20 protein-coding genes are annotated in these 18,579 nt (G+C 41.3%); all 20 read right to left on the minus strand.

Annotation, left to right across the window (positions count from 1 at the left end; genetic code table 11):
• Positions 1-661: 661 nt before the first annotated feature.
• Positions 662-1,069, minus strand: coding sequence for a F0F1 ATP synthase subunit epsilon (locus tag QI30_RS12100; RefSeq protein WP_020189108.1), 408 nt, complete (start codon positions 1,067-1,069; stop codon positions 662-664).
• 25 nt (positions 1,070-1,094) lie between these two features.
• Positions 1,095-2,519, minus strand: coding sequence for a F0F1 ATP synthase subunit beta (gene atpD / locus QI30_RS12105; RefSeq protein WP_126990932.1), 1,425 nt, complete (start codon positions 2,517-2,519; stop codon positions 1,095-1,097).
• Between the two features lie 51 nt (positions 2,520-2,570).
• Positions 2,571-3,425: an ATP synthase F1 subunit gamma gene (atpG, locus tag QI30_RS12110; RefSeq protein ID WP_020189106.1), complete on the minus strand. Its 855-nt coding sequence runs from the start codon at positions 3,423-3,425 to the stop codon at positions 2,571-2,573.
• 44 nt (positions 3,426-3,469) lie between these two features.
• Positions 3,470-4,990, minus strand: coding sequence for a F0F1 ATP synthase subunit alpha (atpA, locus tag QI30_RS12115; protein WP_126990933.1), 1,521 nt, complete (start codon positions 4,988-4,990; stop codon positions 3,470-3,472).
• A 29-nt stretch (positions 4,991-5,019) separates the two neighbouring features.
• Complete coding sequence (locus tag QI30_RS12120; protein WP_126990934.1) at positions 5,020-5,556, minus strand: F0F1 ATP synthase subunit delta; 537 nt, start codon at positions 5,554-5,556, stop codon at positions 5,020-5,022.
• Entirely contained in the window at positions 5,553-6,077 is a 525-nt protein-coding gene (atpF, locus tag QI30_RS12125; protein WP_020189103.1) for a F0F1 ATP synthase subunit B, read from the minus strand. The genes QI30_RS12120 and atpF overlap by 4 nt, the downstream gene beginning before the upstream one ends.
• Before the next feature lie 212 nt (positions 6,078-6,289).
• The gene (gene atpE / locus QI30_RS12130) at positions 6,290-6,511 is read right to left on the minus strand and encodes a F0F1 ATP synthase subunit C (protein ID WP_020189102.1); all 222 of its coding nucleotides are present in this window, start codon (positions 6,509-6,511) and stop codon (positions 6,290-6,292) included.
• 76 nt (positions 6,512-6,587) lie between these two features.
• Positions 6,588-7,301, minus strand: a complete 714-nt coding sequence (gene atpB, locus QI30_RS12135) for a F0F1 ATP synthase subunit A (RefSeq protein WP_020189101.1) — start codon at positions 7,299-7,301, stop codon at positions 6,588-6,590.
• A 36-nt stretch (positions 7,302-7,337) separates the two neighbouring features.
• Positions 7,338-7,709, minus strand: a complete 372-nt coding sequence (locus QI30_RS12140; protein WP_020189100.1) for an ATP synthase subunit I — start codon at positions 7,707-7,709, stop codon at positions 7,338-7,340.
• Positions 7,710-8,194: 485 nt separating this feature from the next.
• Complete coding sequence (gene wecB, locus QI30_RS12145) at positions 8,195-9,301, minus strand: non-hydrolyzing UDP-N-acetylglucosamine 2-epimerase (RefSeq protein WP_020189099.1); 1,107 nt, start codon at positions 9,299-9,301, stop codon at positions 8,195-8,197.
• A gap of 18 nt (positions 9,302-9,319) precedes the next feature.
• Positions 9,320-9,949: a uracil phosphoribosyltransferase gene (upp, locus tag QI30_RS12150; protein WP_020189098.1), complete on the minus strand. Its 630-nt coding sequence runs from the start codon at positions 9,947-9,949 to the stop codon at positions 9,320-9,322.
• A 362-nt stretch (positions 9,950-10,311) separates the two neighbouring features.
• The gene (gene glyA, locus QI30_RS12155) at positions 10,312-11,565 is read right to left on the minus strand and encodes a serine hydroxymethyltransferase (RefSeq protein ID WP_020189097.1); all 1,254 of its coding nucleotides are present in this window, start codon (positions 11,563-11,565) and stop codon (positions 10,312-10,314) included.
• A 44-nt stretch (positions 11,566-11,609) separates the two neighbouring features.
• A complete protein-coding gene (locus QI30_RS12160) occupies positions 11,610-12,167 on the minus strand; it encodes a TIGR01440 family protein (protein ID WP_126990935.1) in 558 nt (185 codons plus the stop codon).
• 12 nt (positions 12,168-12,179) lie between these two features.
• Positions 12,180-12,623, minus strand: a complete 444-nt coding sequence (rpiB, locus tag QI30_RS12165) for a ribose 5-phosphate isomerase B (RefSeq protein ID WP_020189095.1) — start codon at positions 12,621-12,623, stop codon at positions 12,180-12,182.
• A gap of 304 nt (positions 12,624-12,927) precedes the next feature.
• Positions 12,928-14,211, minus strand: a complete 1,284-nt coding sequence (locus QI30_RS12170; protein WP_126990936.1) for a methyl-accepting chemotaxis protein — start codon at positions 14,209-14,211, stop codon at positions 12,928-12,930.
• 12 nt (positions 14,212-14,223) lie between these two features.
• On the minus strand, positions 14,224-14,655 hold the full coding sequence (locus tag QI30_RS12175; protein WP_020189093.1) for a low molecular weight protein arginine phosphatase: 432 nt from the start codon (positions 14,653-14,655) through the stop codon (positions 14,224-14,226).
• 138 nt (positions 14,656-14,793) lie between these two features.
• A complete protein-coding gene (locus tag QI30_RS12180; protein WP_126990937.1) occupies positions 14,794-15,819 on the minus strand; it encodes an L-threonylcarbamoyladenylate synthase in 1,026 nt (341 codons plus the stop codon).
• 16 nt (positions 15,820-15,835) lie between these two features.
• Positions 15,836-16,699, minus strand: a complete 864-nt coding sequence (prmC, locus tag QI30_RS12185) for a peptide chain release factor N(5)-glutamine methyltransferase (RefSeq protein WP_126990938.1) — start codon at positions 16,697-16,699, stop codon at positions 15,836-15,838.
• Complete coding sequence (prfA, locus tag QI30_RS12190) at positions 16,683-17,762, minus strand: peptide chain release factor 1 (RefSeq protein ID WP_020189090.1); 1,080 nt, start codon at positions 17,760-17,762, stop codon at positions 16,683-16,685. Before prfA ends, prmC begins: the two co-directional genes overlap by 17 nt.
• A 156-nt stretch (positions 17,763-17,918) precedes the next feature.
• A complete protein-coding gene (locus QI30_RS12195; protein ID WP_020189089.1) occupies positions 17,919-18,521 on the minus strand; it encodes a thymidine kinase in 603 nt (200 codons plus the stop codon).
• Between the last annotated feature and the right edge of the window lie 58 nt (positions 18,522-18,579).

The following is an 18,579-nucleotide window of genomic DNA, read 5'->3' on the forward strand; positions in this document are numbered from 1 at the left end:
AAACTCGACTAATTGCTGCTTAAGACATAGTCGAGTTTTTTTGAGTTTCTTCTATAATATATTCTAATGGATTTGATGTGTTTTTTCGACAGAAAGCTTCGGAAAGAAAATTGACTTTATCCGCTAATTCGTAACAATGTTTTCCCTCTCTATTACGATGCATTCATTCCTTCATATACATATTCTTTGAGATGGATTTTCCTGTGGTTAGTTGCTTCTATATAAAGGAAGTTTTTTTGTAGTACGTTAAAAGGTACTGACTGGATCCTAATGCTTTTATAAAGGAAGTTCTGCTAAAACCGCCGCGTCCTTTACAACTTCAATGGAAGGCTAAGGCTCTAGTTTTTTTTCAAGGAAGCTCTGACAGAACGCCACGTCCTGTGGCTTGTCAGAGCTATTCGCATCCGGAAGAGGAAGTTCTGCTAAAACCGCCGCATCCCTGCGGCAACGCAGAACGGCTTCCATCCATTTTTCTATGTGGTTCTGCTAAGTTCGCTCCCGTCCTGGGAGCAACGCAGAACTATTCACGTCCCGAAGAGGAAGTTCTGCTAAAACCGCCGCATCCCTGCGGCAACGCAGAACGGCTTCCATCCATGGAAGCCAAAAAAAACGAGTAGATCCCGGCCGGAAATCTACTCGTTTTATATAGTAAGCACAGAGCTTAAATGTTACCCTCTTTAACGTTGATACGATTTATCGCGCGGTTAAGAGCTAACTCAGCGCGCTTAACATCGATGCCGTCTTTTTTCGCTTGCAGGCGTTGTTCCGCACGTTTAAGTGCTTCTTTCGCACGAGCAAGGTCAATATTTTCGGCAACTTCAGCAGATGGTGTAAGAATAGTAACTTGTTCAGGACGGATTTCTACAAAACCGCCAGTAACAGCTACTAATTCCGTTTTATTGTCCGCAGTTTTCACGCGTACAATACCAACAGCAAGTGGTGCTACTGTAGGAATGTGACCTGGTAAGATCCCCATTTCCCCAGATGTAGCACGAACACTTACCATTGCAGCTGCTGAATCGTATACAGGACCGTCAGGAGTGACAATGTTGACTACAGTGGTCTTCATATTTTCTTCCTCCTAGTCCCTTTGATTAAAGTGTTACGCCTAAGCCTTTAGCTTTTTCGATAACGTCGTCGATGCCACCAACTAAGTGGAAAGCTTCTTCAGGGAATTTATCGTATTTACCTTCAAGAATTTCTTTGAAACCTTGAATAGTATCTTTCACGGCAACAAGAGAACCTTTTTGACCAGTGAATTGTTCTGCTACGTGGAAGTTTTGAGATAAGAAGAATTGGATACGACGTGCGCGGCCAACTAATACTTTATCGTCATCAGATAATTCATCCATACCTAAGATAGCGATGATATCTTGTAATTCATTGTAGCGTTGTAATGTTGATTGAACTTTACGAGCTACGTCGTAGTGTTCTTGACCAACGATTTCAGGTGCTAATGCACGAGAAGTTGAAGCTAATGGGTCAACCGCAGGGTAGATACCCATTTCAGATAATTTACGTTCAAGGTTAGTTGTTGAGTCTAAGTGAGCGAATGTTGTAGCTGGAGCCGGGTCAGTGTAGTCATCGGCTGGTACATATACCGCTTGAATAGAAGTAACAGAACCTTTGTTAGTAGAAGTGATACGTTCTTGTAATTTACCCATTTCAGTTGCAAGAGTTGGTTGGTAACCTACAGCAGAAGGCATACGACCTAATAATGCTGAAACCTCTGAACCTGCTTGAGTGAAACGGAAGATGTTATCTACGAATAGAAGTACGTCTTGACCCATTTCATCACGGAAGTATTCTGCCATTGTAAGACCAGAAAGTGCTACACGCATACGAGCACCTGGTGGCTCATTCATTTGACCGAATACCATCGCAGTTTTAGTGATAACGCCTGCGTCAGTCATTTCGTAGTAAAGGTCATTACCTTCACGAGTACGTTCACCAACACCAGCGAATACTGAGATACCGCCGTGACCTTTGGCGATGTTGTTGATTAATTCTTGGATTAAAACGGTTTTACCTACACCGGCACCACCGAATAGACCGACTTTACCACCTTTGATGTAAGGAGCTAATAAATCGACTACTTTAATACCTGTTTCAAGAATTTCTACTGAAGTAGATAATTCATCGAATTTTGGAGCTTCGCGGTGAATTGGATCGCGACGAACTGAAGCTGGTACTGGTTCTTTACCTGCTTCTAAATCGATTGGATCGCCTAGTACGTTAAATACGCGGCCTAGAGTTTCTTCACCTACTGGTACTGAGATTGCAGCACCTGTGTCAGTTACGACTGCACCACGACGTAAGCCATCAGTTGATGCCATTGCGATCGTGCGGACAGCGTTGTCACCTAAATGAAGAGCTACTTCTAATGTAAGAATAGTAGGTTCTTCGTTAGGTTTGTTAATTTCTACAGTTAGCGCGTTATAAATTTCTGGTAGTGTACCTTCGCCGAATTGTACATCGACTACGGCACCCATAATTTGAAGAACGTGTCCTGTGTTCATTATGCGTTTCCCTCCTATCAAAATCTACAGGGATCAGTGCATAGTGAGAGCCTATTCTAAGGCAGCTGCACCTGCAACGATTTCTGTAATTTCTTGTGTAATCGCCGCTTGACGCGCGCGGTTATACAATACTGTTAAGTCATTAATTAATTCTTTAGCGTTGTCTGTTGCGTTTTTCATTGCTGTCATACGTGCAGCATGTTCACTAGCTTTCGCATCTAATAATGCACCGTATACTAGGCTTTCCGCATATTGTGGAAGTAATACTTCAAGGATTTCTTCGCCTGATGGCTCGAATTCGTAAGAAGCATTTGTAGTAGCTGGTGCGATATCAGTGATTGGTAGTAATTTGCGTTCAGTGAACACTTGTGAAACGGCATTTTCGAAATGCGCATAACACATTACTACTTCATCAATTTGACCATCTGTGAACATACCAACAGCAGTACGAGCAATACGTTTAATGTCAGAGAAAGCAGGTTGGTCTGGTAAACCGATTTCAGAATCGACTACGTTATAACCTTGTTTCGTGAAGAAGTCTGATGCCATACGACCTACTGCGAAGATGACTGCTTGATCTTTCGATTGTTTGCGGTCTTCCATTGCAGTGATTGCTGTACGAATTGAATTCGTATTATAAGCACCAGCAAGTCCACGGTCAGAAGCGATGACGATATACGCCGTCTTCTTAACAGGACGTTCTACTAACATTGGGTGAGAGGCAGCTGTACCGTTAGCGATTGCAGCTACCACGTCTTGAATTTTATTCATATATGGAACGTATTTTTTCGCGTTACGCTCTGCACGTGCCATCTTAGAAGATGATACTAAATGCATTGCTTGCGTAATCTTTGAAGTAGACTTCGTAGAGTTAATACGTTGTTTGACCTCACGTAATGTTGCCATTGATATTTCACCACCTTATTATTTTAAGTTAGTCACAAGAAAGATTATTCAGCTGAACGAGCGAAAGTTTTTTTGAATGCTTCAATAGTAGCTTTCATATCTTCATCTGCTGGAAGACCTTTAGTATCTTTGATTTGACCTAAAATGTTTTTGTGGCCTGCATCGTTAGCATCTAACCATAAGTTGAATTCGTTTTCGAAACGTACGATATCTTGTACCGGAACGTCATCTAAGAATCCTTTAGTTAATGCGTAGATGATTGCAACTTGTTTTTGAACTGGGATTGGTTTGTTTAAGTCTTGTTTTAAAACTTCAACAGTACGTTTACCACGTTCTAAGCTACGAGTAGTCGCTTCATCTAAATCTGAACCGAATTGTGCGAATGACTCAAGTTCGCGGAAACGAGCTAAGTCAAGACGTAATGTACCGGCAACTTTTTTCATTGCTTTGATTTGCGCAGAACCACCTACACGAGATACAGAAAGACCTGGGTTGATCGCTGGGCGTACACCAGAGTTGAATAAGTTAGATTGTAAGAAGATTTGACCATCTGTGATAGAGATTACGTTTGTTGGGATGTAAGCACCGATATCACCAGCTTGTGTTTCAACGAATGGAAGAGCTGTGATTGAACCACCGCCGTAGTTTTCGTTAAGACGAGCTGCACGTTCTAATAAACGAGAGTGTAGGTAGAATACATCACCAGGGTAAGCTTCACGACCTGGAGGACGACGTAATAATAATGACAGTTCACGGTAAGCTGCTGCTTGCTTAGAAAGATCATCATATACGATTAATACGTCTTTACCTTGTAGCATTAATTCTTCCGCCATTGATACACCAGCATAAGGAGCTAAGTATAACATTGGAGATGGAGAAGATGCTGCTGCAGTAAGAACGATTGTGTAGTCTAATGCACCGTGTGCACGTAAAGTTTCTACTAAGTTACGAACTGTAGATTCTTTTTGACCGATAGCAACATAGATACAAATAACATCTTGGTCAGCTTGGTTGATGATTGCATCAACTGCTACAGATGTTTTACCTACTTGACGGTCACCGATGATTAATTCACGTTGACCACGGCCAATTGGAACTAATGCATCGATTGCTTTGATACCTGTTTGTAATGGTTGGTCTACTGACTTACGAGCCATTACACCGAAAGCTGGGCTTTCGATAGGACGAGTTTTTGTTGTGTTGATTGGACCTAATCCATCAACTGGTAAACCTAATGTGTTTACAACACGACCAATTAGTTCTTCACCAACTGGAACTTCCATAATACGGCCTGTACGTTTTACTTCGTCGCCTTCTTTGATACCATCACTTGGACCTAGAATAACGATACCTACGTTATTTGCTTCTAAGTTTTGTGCCATACCAAGAACGCCTGTAGAGAACTCTAAAAGTTCGCCTGACATAACGTTATCAAGACCGTGAACACGAGCGATACCGTCACCAACAGTGATGATTGTACCTACTTCGCTTACTTGCATTTCAGATTGGTAATTTTCCATCTGCTGTTTAATAAGTACACTGATTTCTTCAGCTTTGATGCCCACGTTTGTCACCTCTCAAAATTGTTTTCGGATTATCCGATTAATGTACGTTTTAAGCTTTCTAATTTAGTAGCAATAGTGCTGTCATAAATTAGATTACCTACTTGTACTTTGATACCACCAAGTAATGATGGATCGATTACATTTGTAATATGAAGCGTATCTTTGCCAACTTTTTTAGCAAAAGTAGCTGAAATACGATTAAGTTCATCTTCAGTTAGGGTAGTTGTTGAATAAACAACAGCTTCCGCAGCACCAGATGCATTGTAAGCAAGTGTCATGTACTCGCTAATGATTGCTGGTAACTCGTGGATACGACCCTTATCAAGGATTACTTTAAGTGCGTTAAGCACGATTTGCTCTGCGCCAGCGAAAACTGTATCAAACAGTTGACGTTTTTGCGTAGCTGGGATTTGAGGAGAATCTAATAAAACCATAAGGCTATTATCTTCGCCTAAAACCTTTTTGATTTCTGCGACGTTAGCTGTAACAGCTTCAACAGAATTCGTAGAGTTCGCTAATTGAAAAAGTGCTTCGGCATAGCGTTTAGCTGCTGGTGATTGACTCATCGAGCTTCCCCTGCCTTCGCAATCGTTTCTTCGATAAGAGCACGATTATCTTGTTCAGATACTTCTTTAGAAAGAACTTTAGAAGCAGCAAGTACTGAAAGTGATACCACTTCTTCACGTACTGCAGCGATAGCTTTTTCACGTTCTGCTTCGATATCACGTTTAGCAGATTCTTGTAAACGCACAGCTTCATTTTTAGCTGCAGAAACAATCTCTTGTTTTTGCATTTCAGCTTGTTTCTTAGCGTTTTCAACAATCGCTTGTGCTTCGTTTTGAGATTTGTTTAAAAGGCTACGTTGTTCTTCTAAAAGTTGTTGAGATTCTTGACGATTCTTTGCAGCTTCGTCTAAATCATTTGCGACTTGTTCTTCACGTTTTTGCATGATACCCATTAAAGGACCCCATGCAACTTTCTTAAGGATTGCCATTAAGATAATGAACATGATAAGGGTAAATGCGATATCACCCCAGTTCACACCTTGGTGTCCGGCAGCTCCTAGTACTAGATGATCTAGAAACACGATTGTTTCACTCCCTTCAAGAGCTTATAAAATTCATTGTTACACACACAAATCTTACATGTTATAAAAAGTAAAACACACTTGTTCTACTAATAGTTAAATCAAATGAGCTACGCCTAAACTATCGCTAGAAACCTTGTAACTCAGAAGGTTATTGGAAAAACATAAAGGAATGGCGAAGGAATACTTCGCCATCTTTATCGTAATTGAAATTATTTGTTCATTACGATGAATGCGATTACTACCGCGATGATTGGTAATGCTTCTACTAAAGCGACACCGATGAACATTGTTGTTTGTAAAAGACCTTTTAATTCTGGTTGACGAGCGATACCTTCTACTGTACGACCTACGATAAGACCGTTACCAATACCTGCACCAAGTGCACCTAAACCAACTGCTAATGCTGCTGCGATTAAACCTAAACCTGCCATTGTAATGTTTTCCTCCTTGGAAATAATAAAATTTTTTTTGGTTGTCAGCTGCCTAGTTTCCTAGACAATTTTTATACTAATGGTCTTTGCTCACTTTGTGAGACATGTAAACCATTGTTAACATAACGAAAATGTACGATTGGATCGTACCGATGAAGATTGAGAAACCTTGCCATGCTAATGTTGGAATGATTGCTGCGATAATACCAGCACCGCTCCACATGCTTGCAAGACCTGCAAGTAAGCCTAAAAGAACCTCACCTGCGTAGATGTTACCATAAAGTCGAAGACCTAATGTTAACGTGTTGGCAAATTCCTCGATCAATTTGATTGGGAATAACCACCACATCGGTGTGAAGAATGTTTTCGCGTAGCCGCCAATCCCTTGTGCTTTAATACCATAGTAGTTAGAAAGAACAATGATCATGACTGCAAAAGTTAATGTAATTGCTGGATCGGCTGTAGGTGATTTCCACCATAAGTAACCATCAATTTGGACTGAGAATGGTAAACCTAACATATTTGCTACGAAAATAAACATGATTAATGTAATCCCTAGAATATGGAATTTACCACCTGTTTTCCAGTCCATGTTGCTGCCGATAATGCCTCTTACGAAGTCCATTAACCACTCCATAAAGTTTTGCATACCAGTTGGCTTCATTGCTAACTTACGTGTCGCAAGGACAGCGATTAATAATACGATTAAACAAGTAATTGTAATCATCATTAAGTTAGCTGGATTGAAACCTAATCCCATGAACTCAAAATACGGATTTAAGTGATTCATTTCTGTGTGTTCACCTCTCTTTCGAATGCGCCGAGCTTATTGGTTTTTTAAATGAAATACGATCCTGTCCACTAATAGCAGAACGTACGGAATCATTAATCCAATGATCGTGCCGCCAACGCTAATATACTGCGGATACGTGAGCGCAAGCGCAACACCTAACACACCAGAAGCGAAGCGAATAAGGGTACCTAAAGAACGCGTCTTTTTCCCCTGCTCTACATTACGACCAAAGCTTTCCATTTTCCGGACCAGATTCCAAAAATTAAATAGACCGCAAAGCGCACCTACTGCGAGACCAGCGAATACTTGTTGATATGTCGTAAAAAACCAGCCTAACGCGCATACGAGAAGAAACAAAAGAACAATCTTTTTTAATCTTCTATAAATGAGATGCATTTCTACCATTGGCCTTTAATCTCCTGAATCTTTTTTCGAATGATGGAAGTACTAGCTGACCACCGGTAAGTTACCGGATAAGTAGCGTTAAACTACAAATGCGGGAGGGAAACGAGCTCCCTATATGTGAGCGTTAAGCTTTTAGGAAACCCTTTTCATTCTTTTAACGTCTAAAGAAACACCAATAAATATGCGAATAATCGTATTTTTTCTTCAAAAATAGGTATTCCCACATCCTAGTGACTTTTCCGATAAAAGATAGAGTAGAGCCATAATAAGCTTAACCATTTTTAACCCTTTGTTAGCATACAATAGTGAATATTTCATGTCAATTGCTTAGAGTGAAAAACTTCACAAGCAAATAACTTTTGTCGATTTGTTGACAAATTTGTGTAAAATTTAAGAAACGTTGTTATAACAACGTTTCTTAAACACCTTAGCGAGCTTTTTTCCTACATTGAAAAGAGAGAACGCGCTGTCTTTTTCACTAACTATTATTGTAAGAAAGTAATTAGCGCTTTTACAATACGTTCTGACGCATGTCCATCCCCGTATGGGTTTGAGGCATGGGCCATTTTTTTATAGGCTTGCTCGTCTGTCAGCAATTCTGTAGCTAATCGGTAAATTTGTTCCTCATCAGTACCCGCAAGTTTCAGCGTTCCTGCCGAGATCCCTTCTGGCCGTTCCGTCGTATCTCGTAAAACGAGTACCGGCTTCCCTAGAGAAGGTGCCTCTTCTTGTACACCACCAGAGTCCGTCATAATCATGAAGGACTTAGCAGCAAAGTTATGGAAGTCGAACACATCAAGTGGTTCGATTAAGTGTACTCTGCTCTCCCCCCCTAGTACGTCTGTTGCGATTTCTCGCACGACAGGGTTCAGATGAATAGGGTACACAACTTCCACATCCTCGTGATCTTGAAGCAGGCGCTTAATCGCCCCGAAGATATGACGCATCGGTTCGCCAAGATTTTCACGACGATGTGCTGTCAGTAAAATCATGCGCTCCCCTACTAGCTTCTCTAAAATCGGATGCGTGTACGAATCGTCGACCGTCGTCTTTAAAGCATCGATGGCTGTATTGCCTGTAACGACGATTGCATCTTCTTGCTTGTTCTCACGAAGTAAGTTTTCTTTTGCTTGTTCAGTTGGTGCAAAATGAATATCCGCCATGACACCTGTGAGCTGACGATTCATCTCCTCAGGGTATGGTGAATATTTATTGCCCGTGCGAAGTCCTGCTTCTACATGCCCGACTGGGATTTGATTGTAAAATGCTGCAAGACTTGCAACAAATGTCGTTGATGTATCTCCATGTACAAGCACGATATCTGGACGAGCTTCTTTCATTACAGCATCTAGCCCCTCTAAGCCACGTGTTGTGACATCGATTAGCGTTTGACGAGCTTTCATGATGTTCAGATCATAATCTGGTGTAATCTTAAACGTTTCAAGCACTTGGTCGAGCATTTCTCGATGCTGTGCTGTCACCGTCACGATTGTTTCGATTTCTTCGTGCTTTTTCAGTTCTAGTACGAGTGGGGCCATCTTAATGGCTTCCGGTCTTGTTCCAAAAACTGTCATGACTTTCAACTTCGACATTTCTACACCGTCCTCTAATTATTTAGTACCGAATAAACGGTCTCCTGCATCACCTAAACCAGGAACGATGTAGCCGTGGTCGTTTAATTTTTCATCTTTTGCTGCGATGTAAATATCAACATCTGGGTGTGCTTTTTGAAGTGCTTCTACGCCTTCTGGAGCTGCGATTAGGCACATGAATTTAATGCTTGTCGCACCGCGTTTTTTAAGTGAATTGATTGCTTCAATTGCAGAACCACCTGTTGCTAACATTGGGTCAACAACGTAGAAGTCACGTTCTTCAATATCTGCTGGGAATTTTGCATAGTATTCCACTGGTTGTAATGTTTCTGGGTCACGGTATAAACCAATATGCGCTACTTTTGCAGCTGGGATTAGTTTTAACATACCATCTACCATACCTAAGCCTGCGCGTAGGATTGGCACGATTGCCATTTTTTTACCAGCTAAAACTTTTGTTTTTGCTGTTACAACTGGTGTTTCTGTTTCCACTTCTTCAAGCGGCATATCACGTGTGATTTCAAATGCCATTAACGTAGCAACTTCGTCTACTAGTTCACGGAATTCTTTCGTACCTGTATTTTTGTCACGAATAAAAGTTAATTTGTGCTGAATTAATGGATGGTCAAAGACGTATACTTTACCCAAGGTTAAACACTCCCTATAAATAATTATCTTATCTATTATAGCAGAAAAAGCGCTTTCTTTTATGTCATTTCAATGGAAAATCAATTTTATGCCAATGAAACTATATTTTTTGAAGTTGCTGTATACTGCCCAATGTCCTATTAAAATCCACAAACTACAAGAATAGATATATTATATAGAAGAAACTAGTATTTTCTAGCATCCTCTTCTATTCTCCCCTCTTCATAATTTCACAAAAAATAATAATTAAACACGGGAAAATAAAAAAAATGGACCATGACCTTGCACTCCCCTATTAGAAAGCGCACCAAAAAACATGTACAAACATGGCATTTGGAAAAGATCATCGTCCATTTTAATAATTAAGCGTAGATTGGGTGTTTATCTGTTAAAACTTTTACGCGCGCTTTCGCATCTTCTTTAACAGCTGCATCTTCTGGATTTTTAAGAACAGCCGCAATTAATGCGCCTACTTCTTTCATATCCTCTTCTACAAAGCCACGAGAAGTAATAGCTGGAGTACCGATACGTACGCCTGAAGTTACGAATGGTTTTTCAGGGTCATATGGGATACCATTTTTATTTGCTGTGATGTTTACTTCATCAAGTAAGGCTTCGGCTACTTTACCAGTTAGGTTTAGTGAGCGTACATCTAATAGAAGTAAGTGGTTATCTGTACCACCAGAAACAAGGTCGATACCTTCAGCTTGTAATGCTTCGCCTAGCGCTTTTGCATTGTTGATCACTTGTTGTGCGTATTCTTTAAATTCAGGCTGTAATGCTTCACCGAAAGCAACTGCTTTACCAGCGATAACGTGCATTAATGGACCACCTTGGATACCAGGGAAGATTGATTTATCAATTTTCTTAGCCCATTCTTCTGAAGTTAAGATCATACCACCACGTGGACCACGTAATGTTTTATGTGTTGTCGTTGTAACGAAGTCCGCATATGGTACTGGATTTGGATGAAGGCCTGCTGCTACAAGACCAGCGATATGCGCCATATCCACCATGAATAATGCGCCTACTTCATCCGCGATTTCGCGGAATTTTGCGAAGTCGATTTGACGAGGGTATGCACTAGCACCTGCAACGATTAATTTTGGTTTGTGCTCTAATGCTTTTGCACGTACATCTTCATAATCGATTACGTTTGTATCTTTTGTTACACCGTATTCAACGAAGTTGTATTGAACGCCAGAGAAGTTGACTGGGCTACCATGTGTTAAGTGACCACCATGAGCAAGGTTCATACCAAGCACTGTATCGCCTGGTTCTAAAACAGTGAAGTACACAGCCATGTTCGCTTGTGCGCCAGAGTGTGGTTGTACGTTTACATGTTCTGCACCGAATAATTCTTTTGCACGATCGCGCGCAATATCTTCAACAATATCAACGAATTCGCAGCCACCATAGTAACGTTTACCTGGATAACCTTCTGCGTATTTGTTTGTAAGTACTGAGCCTTGCGCTTCGATAACTGCTGCTGAAACGATGTTTTCAGATGCGATTAATTCGATGTTTGCTTGTTGACGCGCAAACTCTTTTTCCATCGCTTCAAATACTGCTGAATCTTGTGCTTTTAAATTTTCTTGTGCTGCAAGTTTTGCCATTACTCTTTTTCCCCCTAAAATCTTTTTTAATTTATATGAACATCCTATTCAGATGTTTCTAACGTATAAACTGCGCGTTCACCGCCGATTAATTTCGGACGTGTTTTCGCTGCTGTAACAACTGCCTCACCAATTGTTTTCACCGATGTACGAATCGGAACAGCCACGCGTTTTAAATGCATACCGATGAGCGTTTGCCCAATATCGATGCCTGCGTGTGCCTGTACTTCCTCAACAACAACCGGATCTTCCAAATGGCGATATGCATAGGTTGACATCGAGCCCCCAGCTTTACGCACCGGAACGACTGCTACTTCTTCATAACCATATTTTTCGGCTGCCGCGCGCTCTAGTGTGATGGCACGATTTAAATGCTCACAGCCTTGAAAAGCTAAATAAACACCTTGTTCATTTGCGAAGTTTTGAAGTGGTCGGAATAATGCTTCTGCAATCTCCATGCCACCTGCTGTGCCAATTTTTTCACCTTTCACTTCAGATGTTGAACACCCGATGACGAACAGTTGGCCTTTTTTAAGTGGTGCCTGTTCTACAAATTCATCGAGTAACGTTTGAAGCTCGGTTTCGATTTGTTGTAGCGTCATGCTTGTCACCTCTTAGTTTTTTGCTTCGATTTCTGTGATTTTGCTTACGCGACGCTCGTGACGACCGCCTTCAAAATCTGTCGCTAACCAAATATCAACGATGTCTAATGCTAGGCCAGCGCCGATAACACGTTCACCCATTGCGATAACGTTTGAATCATTATGACAGCGTGTTGCTTTTGCTGAGAATGTATCGTGAACTAACGCACAACGCACGCCTTTTACTTTGTTCGCCGCAATTGACATGCCGATACCTGTACCACAAATTAGGATCCCTTTATCAAATTCGCCGCTCGCTACGCCTTCTGCTACTGGCATCGCGAAGTCCGGATAATCGACTGAGCCGTCCTCTTTTGGACCGAAGTCAGTATATTCATAACCTTTTGCGTCTAAAAGTCCTTTAATTTCTTTACGTAAGTTGTTACCACCGTGATCAGATGCGATTGCAATTTTCACAGTTATCCCTCATTTCTTAATCTTAGTCAAAATCAGTGTACCACTTATTTCAAGAGAATAACATCATTATGAGATGAATTTCAGGAATAAATTTTCGCTAAAAAGCGAACATTTAAGTTCATAAATAAGTGAACATATGTATTTTAAAATAAAATTAGCGATTTAAAAGATTAATCTACTCGGATAATTCGTATTTTACCAAGTATTTCATTGTTGCACAACCTAAAAAAGATGATTCTGTATCAAATACAGAATCATCTTACATGACTGCCTTAAATTTGTTCGTAAACGAGCACTTCATTCACTAGCGTTGAAACTTCGCTATGACTTCATATAACTCACGAGTTTGATAATTTACATCTTCCATTAAACGATTCATGTCATCAATCGCTTTTACTTGTTTTTCAGTCGCCTGCTGAACATCCTGTGTGCCGACGGACGTTTGCTTCGCAATGGCTGCTACTTCCTGTGACTGTGCGGTGGTTTGTTCAAGCATATTACGCTGCTCATCTGCAAGATGTGAAATCTCTGTCACCGACTTCGCTACCTCATGAATCATCGTCGTCATGCCATCTACTGCCTCAGTTGTCGCGGCAACACGTGCCACCTCTTTTTCCGTTGTTGTCACCTGCTCATGCATCGACGCAACGACCGTTTTTACATCACCCTGCATTTTATGAATTAAATCCGTAATATTATGCGCGGCTTCTGAGCTACCATCTGCTAGTTTTCGTACTTCCTCAGCAACGACCGCAAAGCCTTTCCCATGCTCCCCTGCACGTGCCGCTTCAATCGACGCATTTAGCGCAAGTAAATTTGTCTGATCTGCAATTGAGCTCACAAGCTGAATAATATGTTCAATTTCCGTCGCATTTTTCTCAAGCTGTAAAATTTCTTCAAGTGATTGACGATTATTATCGACCATATTTTGTACACCATTTACGAGTAAATTAATCTGCTCTGTCGCAGCCGTCAATTCTTTAACCATTAATTTTGAAGTTGATTGTGAAACATCCACATAATCACTCACTGAGTTCGTAATATCGCGTACATTTTCTAATGAGTTTGCTGTAAACTGTACCGCATTCGATGATTGCTCAGCACCAATTGAAATATCCGAAATCGTTTTCGCGATAGCATCGGTTTGTGCCGTCGCCTGCTGCGTACCTGATGATAATTTTTGCATGCTCGTATTCGTCGCTTCAAAATTATCCTCGATACGCGCAACCATTGAGCGTAAATTGACAAGCATCGTTTGGAAAGCCTTCGCAAGGGATTCCATTTCGTCATTCGTTTTTGGAATATCAATATCACGACCAATTTCACCACGCGCGGCCGCATTTGCTACTTCCTCTAGTTGCTGAAGCGGTCGCACTAAAATAACACCTAAAAACCCAGCTAAAATACCTGACCAAATAATACCCAGTGCATATGTAACGATTTCAAATACTTTTCGATTTGTCTCCGGGAAAAACATTGGTTGTACATATTCAATGAAAAGAAAGCTAATGCTGTATGTAACGATGGCCAGCGCCACCACAAATACAATCAATTTTTTCCGCAAACCAAACTTCACACGACTTTCCATACAATTCCTCCTCTAATGCCATTTTTCTACGATCACATCAATCAGCTTTGATAACTCTTTAAATGTTTCACGATAAATTGCGGTCGAACCACCGTAAGGATCACTTACATCCCCGTCTTGGTCTAGCGCATATTCCTTCAGTGAGAACGTTTTATCTGCTACATGAGGATATGCTTGAAGAAGACCATTTTTATGTGATACGGTCATCGTTAAAATTAAATCGGCCCATGCTAAATCATCTGGCGTAACGGCTGATGTTGTGTGTGGCATCCACATATTTTCCTCTTGTAGTACTTGTGTCGTACCTGTAGACATCACACCTCCTGGCATTGCGTAAATTCCTGCTGATTTTACTTCAACACCTTCTAATTTTTTGGCTGCTAAAATCGCGGCAGCCATCGGACTTCGACATGTGTTTCCCGTACAAATGAAATAAATATTCATTGTCTTCTCCACCTTTCTTTCATCGTTCTAATTACATTGATTATAAGCTATTTTAAGTCAAAAATCACAAAAAAGAGGCCTTAACAGTAGGCATATGAAATGGCAACTGTCAAAACCTCTCTTTTTCTATTCTAAGGATTAGCCTTCGTACCAATGACCGCCTGCTGATTTTTCAAGACGGTTCATAATCGCTGAACCCATATCATTTTTATCCGTTACCGTCGCCAAAACGACATCGGCATTGGTCGCATTACACGCGCGCAGTGCATCATATAAATGGGCCGCCATCTGCTCATGTGTCCCATCACCGAATGTGAAGAACCAATCCGCTTCAAGTTTTCCAAAATGGTCGGGTGCAAGAAGTGCTACCTTTTTGCCGTCCGCATGAAGCGCTGCTAGTGCCTCTTTTACTTCTACTTCATCGTTATCGATTAAAAGCACAGGTGCATCTGGCGCGTAATGTGTATATTTCATACCTGGCGCTTTTGGGGCACCGGCTTTTTGCTCGATATGCGTTGGCTCATTGACTGGGCCAATGACCGCTTCGAACATTTCTTTCGTAATACCGCCCGGACGTAAAATCGTTGGGGTATCGAGTGTTAAATCGATAACCGTTGATTCCACACCAATGCCTGTCGCACCGCCATCTAAAATCAGTGGAATACGACCTGTTAAGTCTTCCTCAACATGAACGCCCTCGGTCGGACTTGGTTTCCCACTTGTGTTGGCACTTGGCGCAGCCACTGGTTCATCCAATTGTCGTAATAATCGTAAGGCAACAGGATGATTTGGCATACGAATGCCTACTGTATCAAGACCAGCTGTTACTTTTTCAGATAGCGCACCAGGCTTCACATGACAAATGACCGTTAATGGACCCGGCCAAAATGCATCCATACATTTTTTCGCCTTTTCTGAAATGTTATCAACATAACGCTCCAGTTGGTCAAAGGCGCCAATATGCACGATTAGCGGATTATCCGACGGACGACCCTTCGCAGCATAAATTGCGGTTACGGCCGCATCATTCGTCGCAATACCACCAAGGCCATACACGGTCTCGGTTGGAAATGCGACAACCTCGCCTGCTTTTAATAACGCCACTGCTTCGTCAAAAGCAGGGTCTTCTGTTACGCCATCTACGATTACTCGTTTCGTTTCCATGTTGTTGATTCCTCACTTACTTAGTTAATTCGCAAAATACCATACGGTCCTGCCCAAACATATCTTTCACAACTTCGACTTTTGCATGTTCAACATGCTGACGGAAGAAGCCGGCTACTGCATTCCCTTGTAGATAGCCAATCTCAACGCCAATTAGTCCAGGTCGATTCATCAGTGCTGGTAGATTCTCTGCTAGCTTACGATATAAAATCAATCCATCTTCCTCTGCAAATAATGCAGTATGTGGCTCATGCTTAATGACGGAATCATCCATGACAGCCACTTCTGACTGTGCGATATAAGGTGGATTCGACAATACGACATCCCATTTTTGATGTGCAATCGGCGCCGTTAAATCCCCTTCTAGAAACTGAATATCCGCCTCTAGTGCCTCAGCGTTACGCTTTGCTACCGCTAGTGCTGCCGCTGAAATATCCGTTGCTGTCACATGAAGCTTCGCACATTCTTTCTTCATTGAAATCGCAATCGCACCACTGCCTGTGCCGATATCTGCCACCTGAATATCATCATGACCAAATAATTTACGCATACGCTGCAATGAATAATGAACAAGCTCCTCCGTTTCCGGACGTGGAATTAAGACATTTTCATCGACATAAAATGAACGACCGTAAAATTCCTCATGATGTGTAATGTACTGTACAGGCATACCACCAATATGTGTATGCACAGCCTCTTCAAATTTTTGCAGGTCAGCCGCCGCTACCTCATCTTGCATCGCCATCACTAAATGCGTATAATCCACATCCAACACATACTGCATCAGCAGCTGACCGACACGCGTCTCACAATTTGCTTCCTCTAAAATAGAAGAAGCCCAATCAAGGGCCTCAAAAACTCGCTTAGAATCGTTGTTCATTTAGAGCATCCAATTTTTTAGCTTGTTCTTCCATAATTAATGCATCGATAACGTCATCTAGTTTACCGTCAATAATTTGGTCTAATTTTTGGATTGTTAATCCGATACGGTGATCCGTTACGCGGTTTTGTGGATAGTTGTACGTACGGATACGTTCTGAACGATCACCTGTACCAACAGCTGATTTACGTTCTGCATCGTATTTTGATTGTTCTTCTTGTTGTAATTTATCGTAAACACGTGCGCGAAGGATTTTCATCGCTTTTTCACGGTTTTTAAGTTGTGAACGCTCATCTTGCATTGCAACAACAACGCCTGTTGGAATATGTGTCATACGAACAGCTGATGCCGTTTTGTTGACGTGCTGACCACCGGCACCTGATGCATGATAAATATCAACGCGGATATCTTTATCTTGTAAATCAAGTTCAACTTCAGCAGCTTCTGGCATTACAACAACCGTTGCTGTAGATGTGTGCACGCGACCTTGTGATTCTGTTTCCGGAACACGTTGTACGCGGTGTGCGCCACTTTCGTATTTTAATTTAGAGTAAACATCGCTACCTGAAATCATAATAACGATTTCTTTATAACCACCAAGCTCAGTAGGGTTAGCAGAAACGATTTCTGTTCTCCAACCTTGTGTTTCAGCATATTTGCTGTACATACGGAATAGTGAGTTTGCGAATAAAGCCGCCTCGTCGCCACCCGCTGCACCACGAATTTCCATGATAATGTTTTTACCATCATTCGGGTCCTTTGGAATTAATAAAATTTTCATTTTTTCTTCTAAATCAGGAATTTGCACTTCAAGTTCTTTTAATTCCTCTTGTGCCATTTCCTTCATTTCAGGATCATCTTCCATATCAATTAAATCTTTCGCATCTTGGATTTGTTCTTTAATTGATTTATATTCACGATAAACAGTTACGGTTTCTTGAATATCCGATTGTTCCTTTGAAAATTGGGCTAATTTTTTTGAATCAGATACGATATCTGGGTCACTAAGAAGCTCGTTTAAACGTTCATAACGGTCTTCTACTGCTTGTAGGCGATCAAACATATACTTTCACCTATTCCTTTCTGTTCTATCTATTATTTATTTTTCATTAAAGTTAAATTACTTCCTCAATTAGTATAAAGAAAAAGAGTAACACATGCTACTCTTTTCAAAAATTGCACTTTCTTCATTTTACTACGAAAGCGTCTTTTTAGGTCATTATTTTACTTCATCTAATTGCGTTGCACCGGTTGGTACATAGTGATGATGACGACAACGTGGCTCGTAGGCTTCTGAAGCACCTACTAAAATAACGGGATCATCTGCTTTCGCAGGCTCACCATTAATTAAGCGCTGTGTACGGCTTGCAGGTGACCCACAAACACTACATACTGCTTGTAGTTTCGTTACTTGCTCCGCAATCGCCATTAAGAATGGCATTGGCCCAAATGGAACCCCTTTAAAGTCTTGGTCTAAACCAGCTAAGATAACACGGAAGCCGTGATCTGCAAGTTTTTGAACCGTTTCGATAATATCTTCTCCGAAAAATTGTGCTTCATCGATGGCGATTAAATCGTACTCATCATCAATATAAGACCACATTTCCTCTGTTTTTTCGATTGGATGTGCAATAACTGTCGTACCGTTGTGACTTACGACCGCTTCCTCGCTGTAGCGATTGTCAATCTTCGGTTTGAATACCGCAATCTTTTGTTTTGCGAATTGGGCGCGGCGCACACGGCGGATCAGTTCTTCCGATTTTCCAGAGAACATACTGCCGCAAATTACTTCAACCCAGCCATTTTGAGACATAACGTACATGGTGTATAGGCTCCCTTCTAAAAATATCTACTCTCTATCATAACAAAAAAGAGCTCAC

Source organism: Candidatus Kurthia intestinigallinarum, assembly GCF_003991225.1.
GTDB lineage: Bacteria > Bacillota > Bacilli > Bacillales_A > Planococcaceae > Kurthia > Kurthia populi.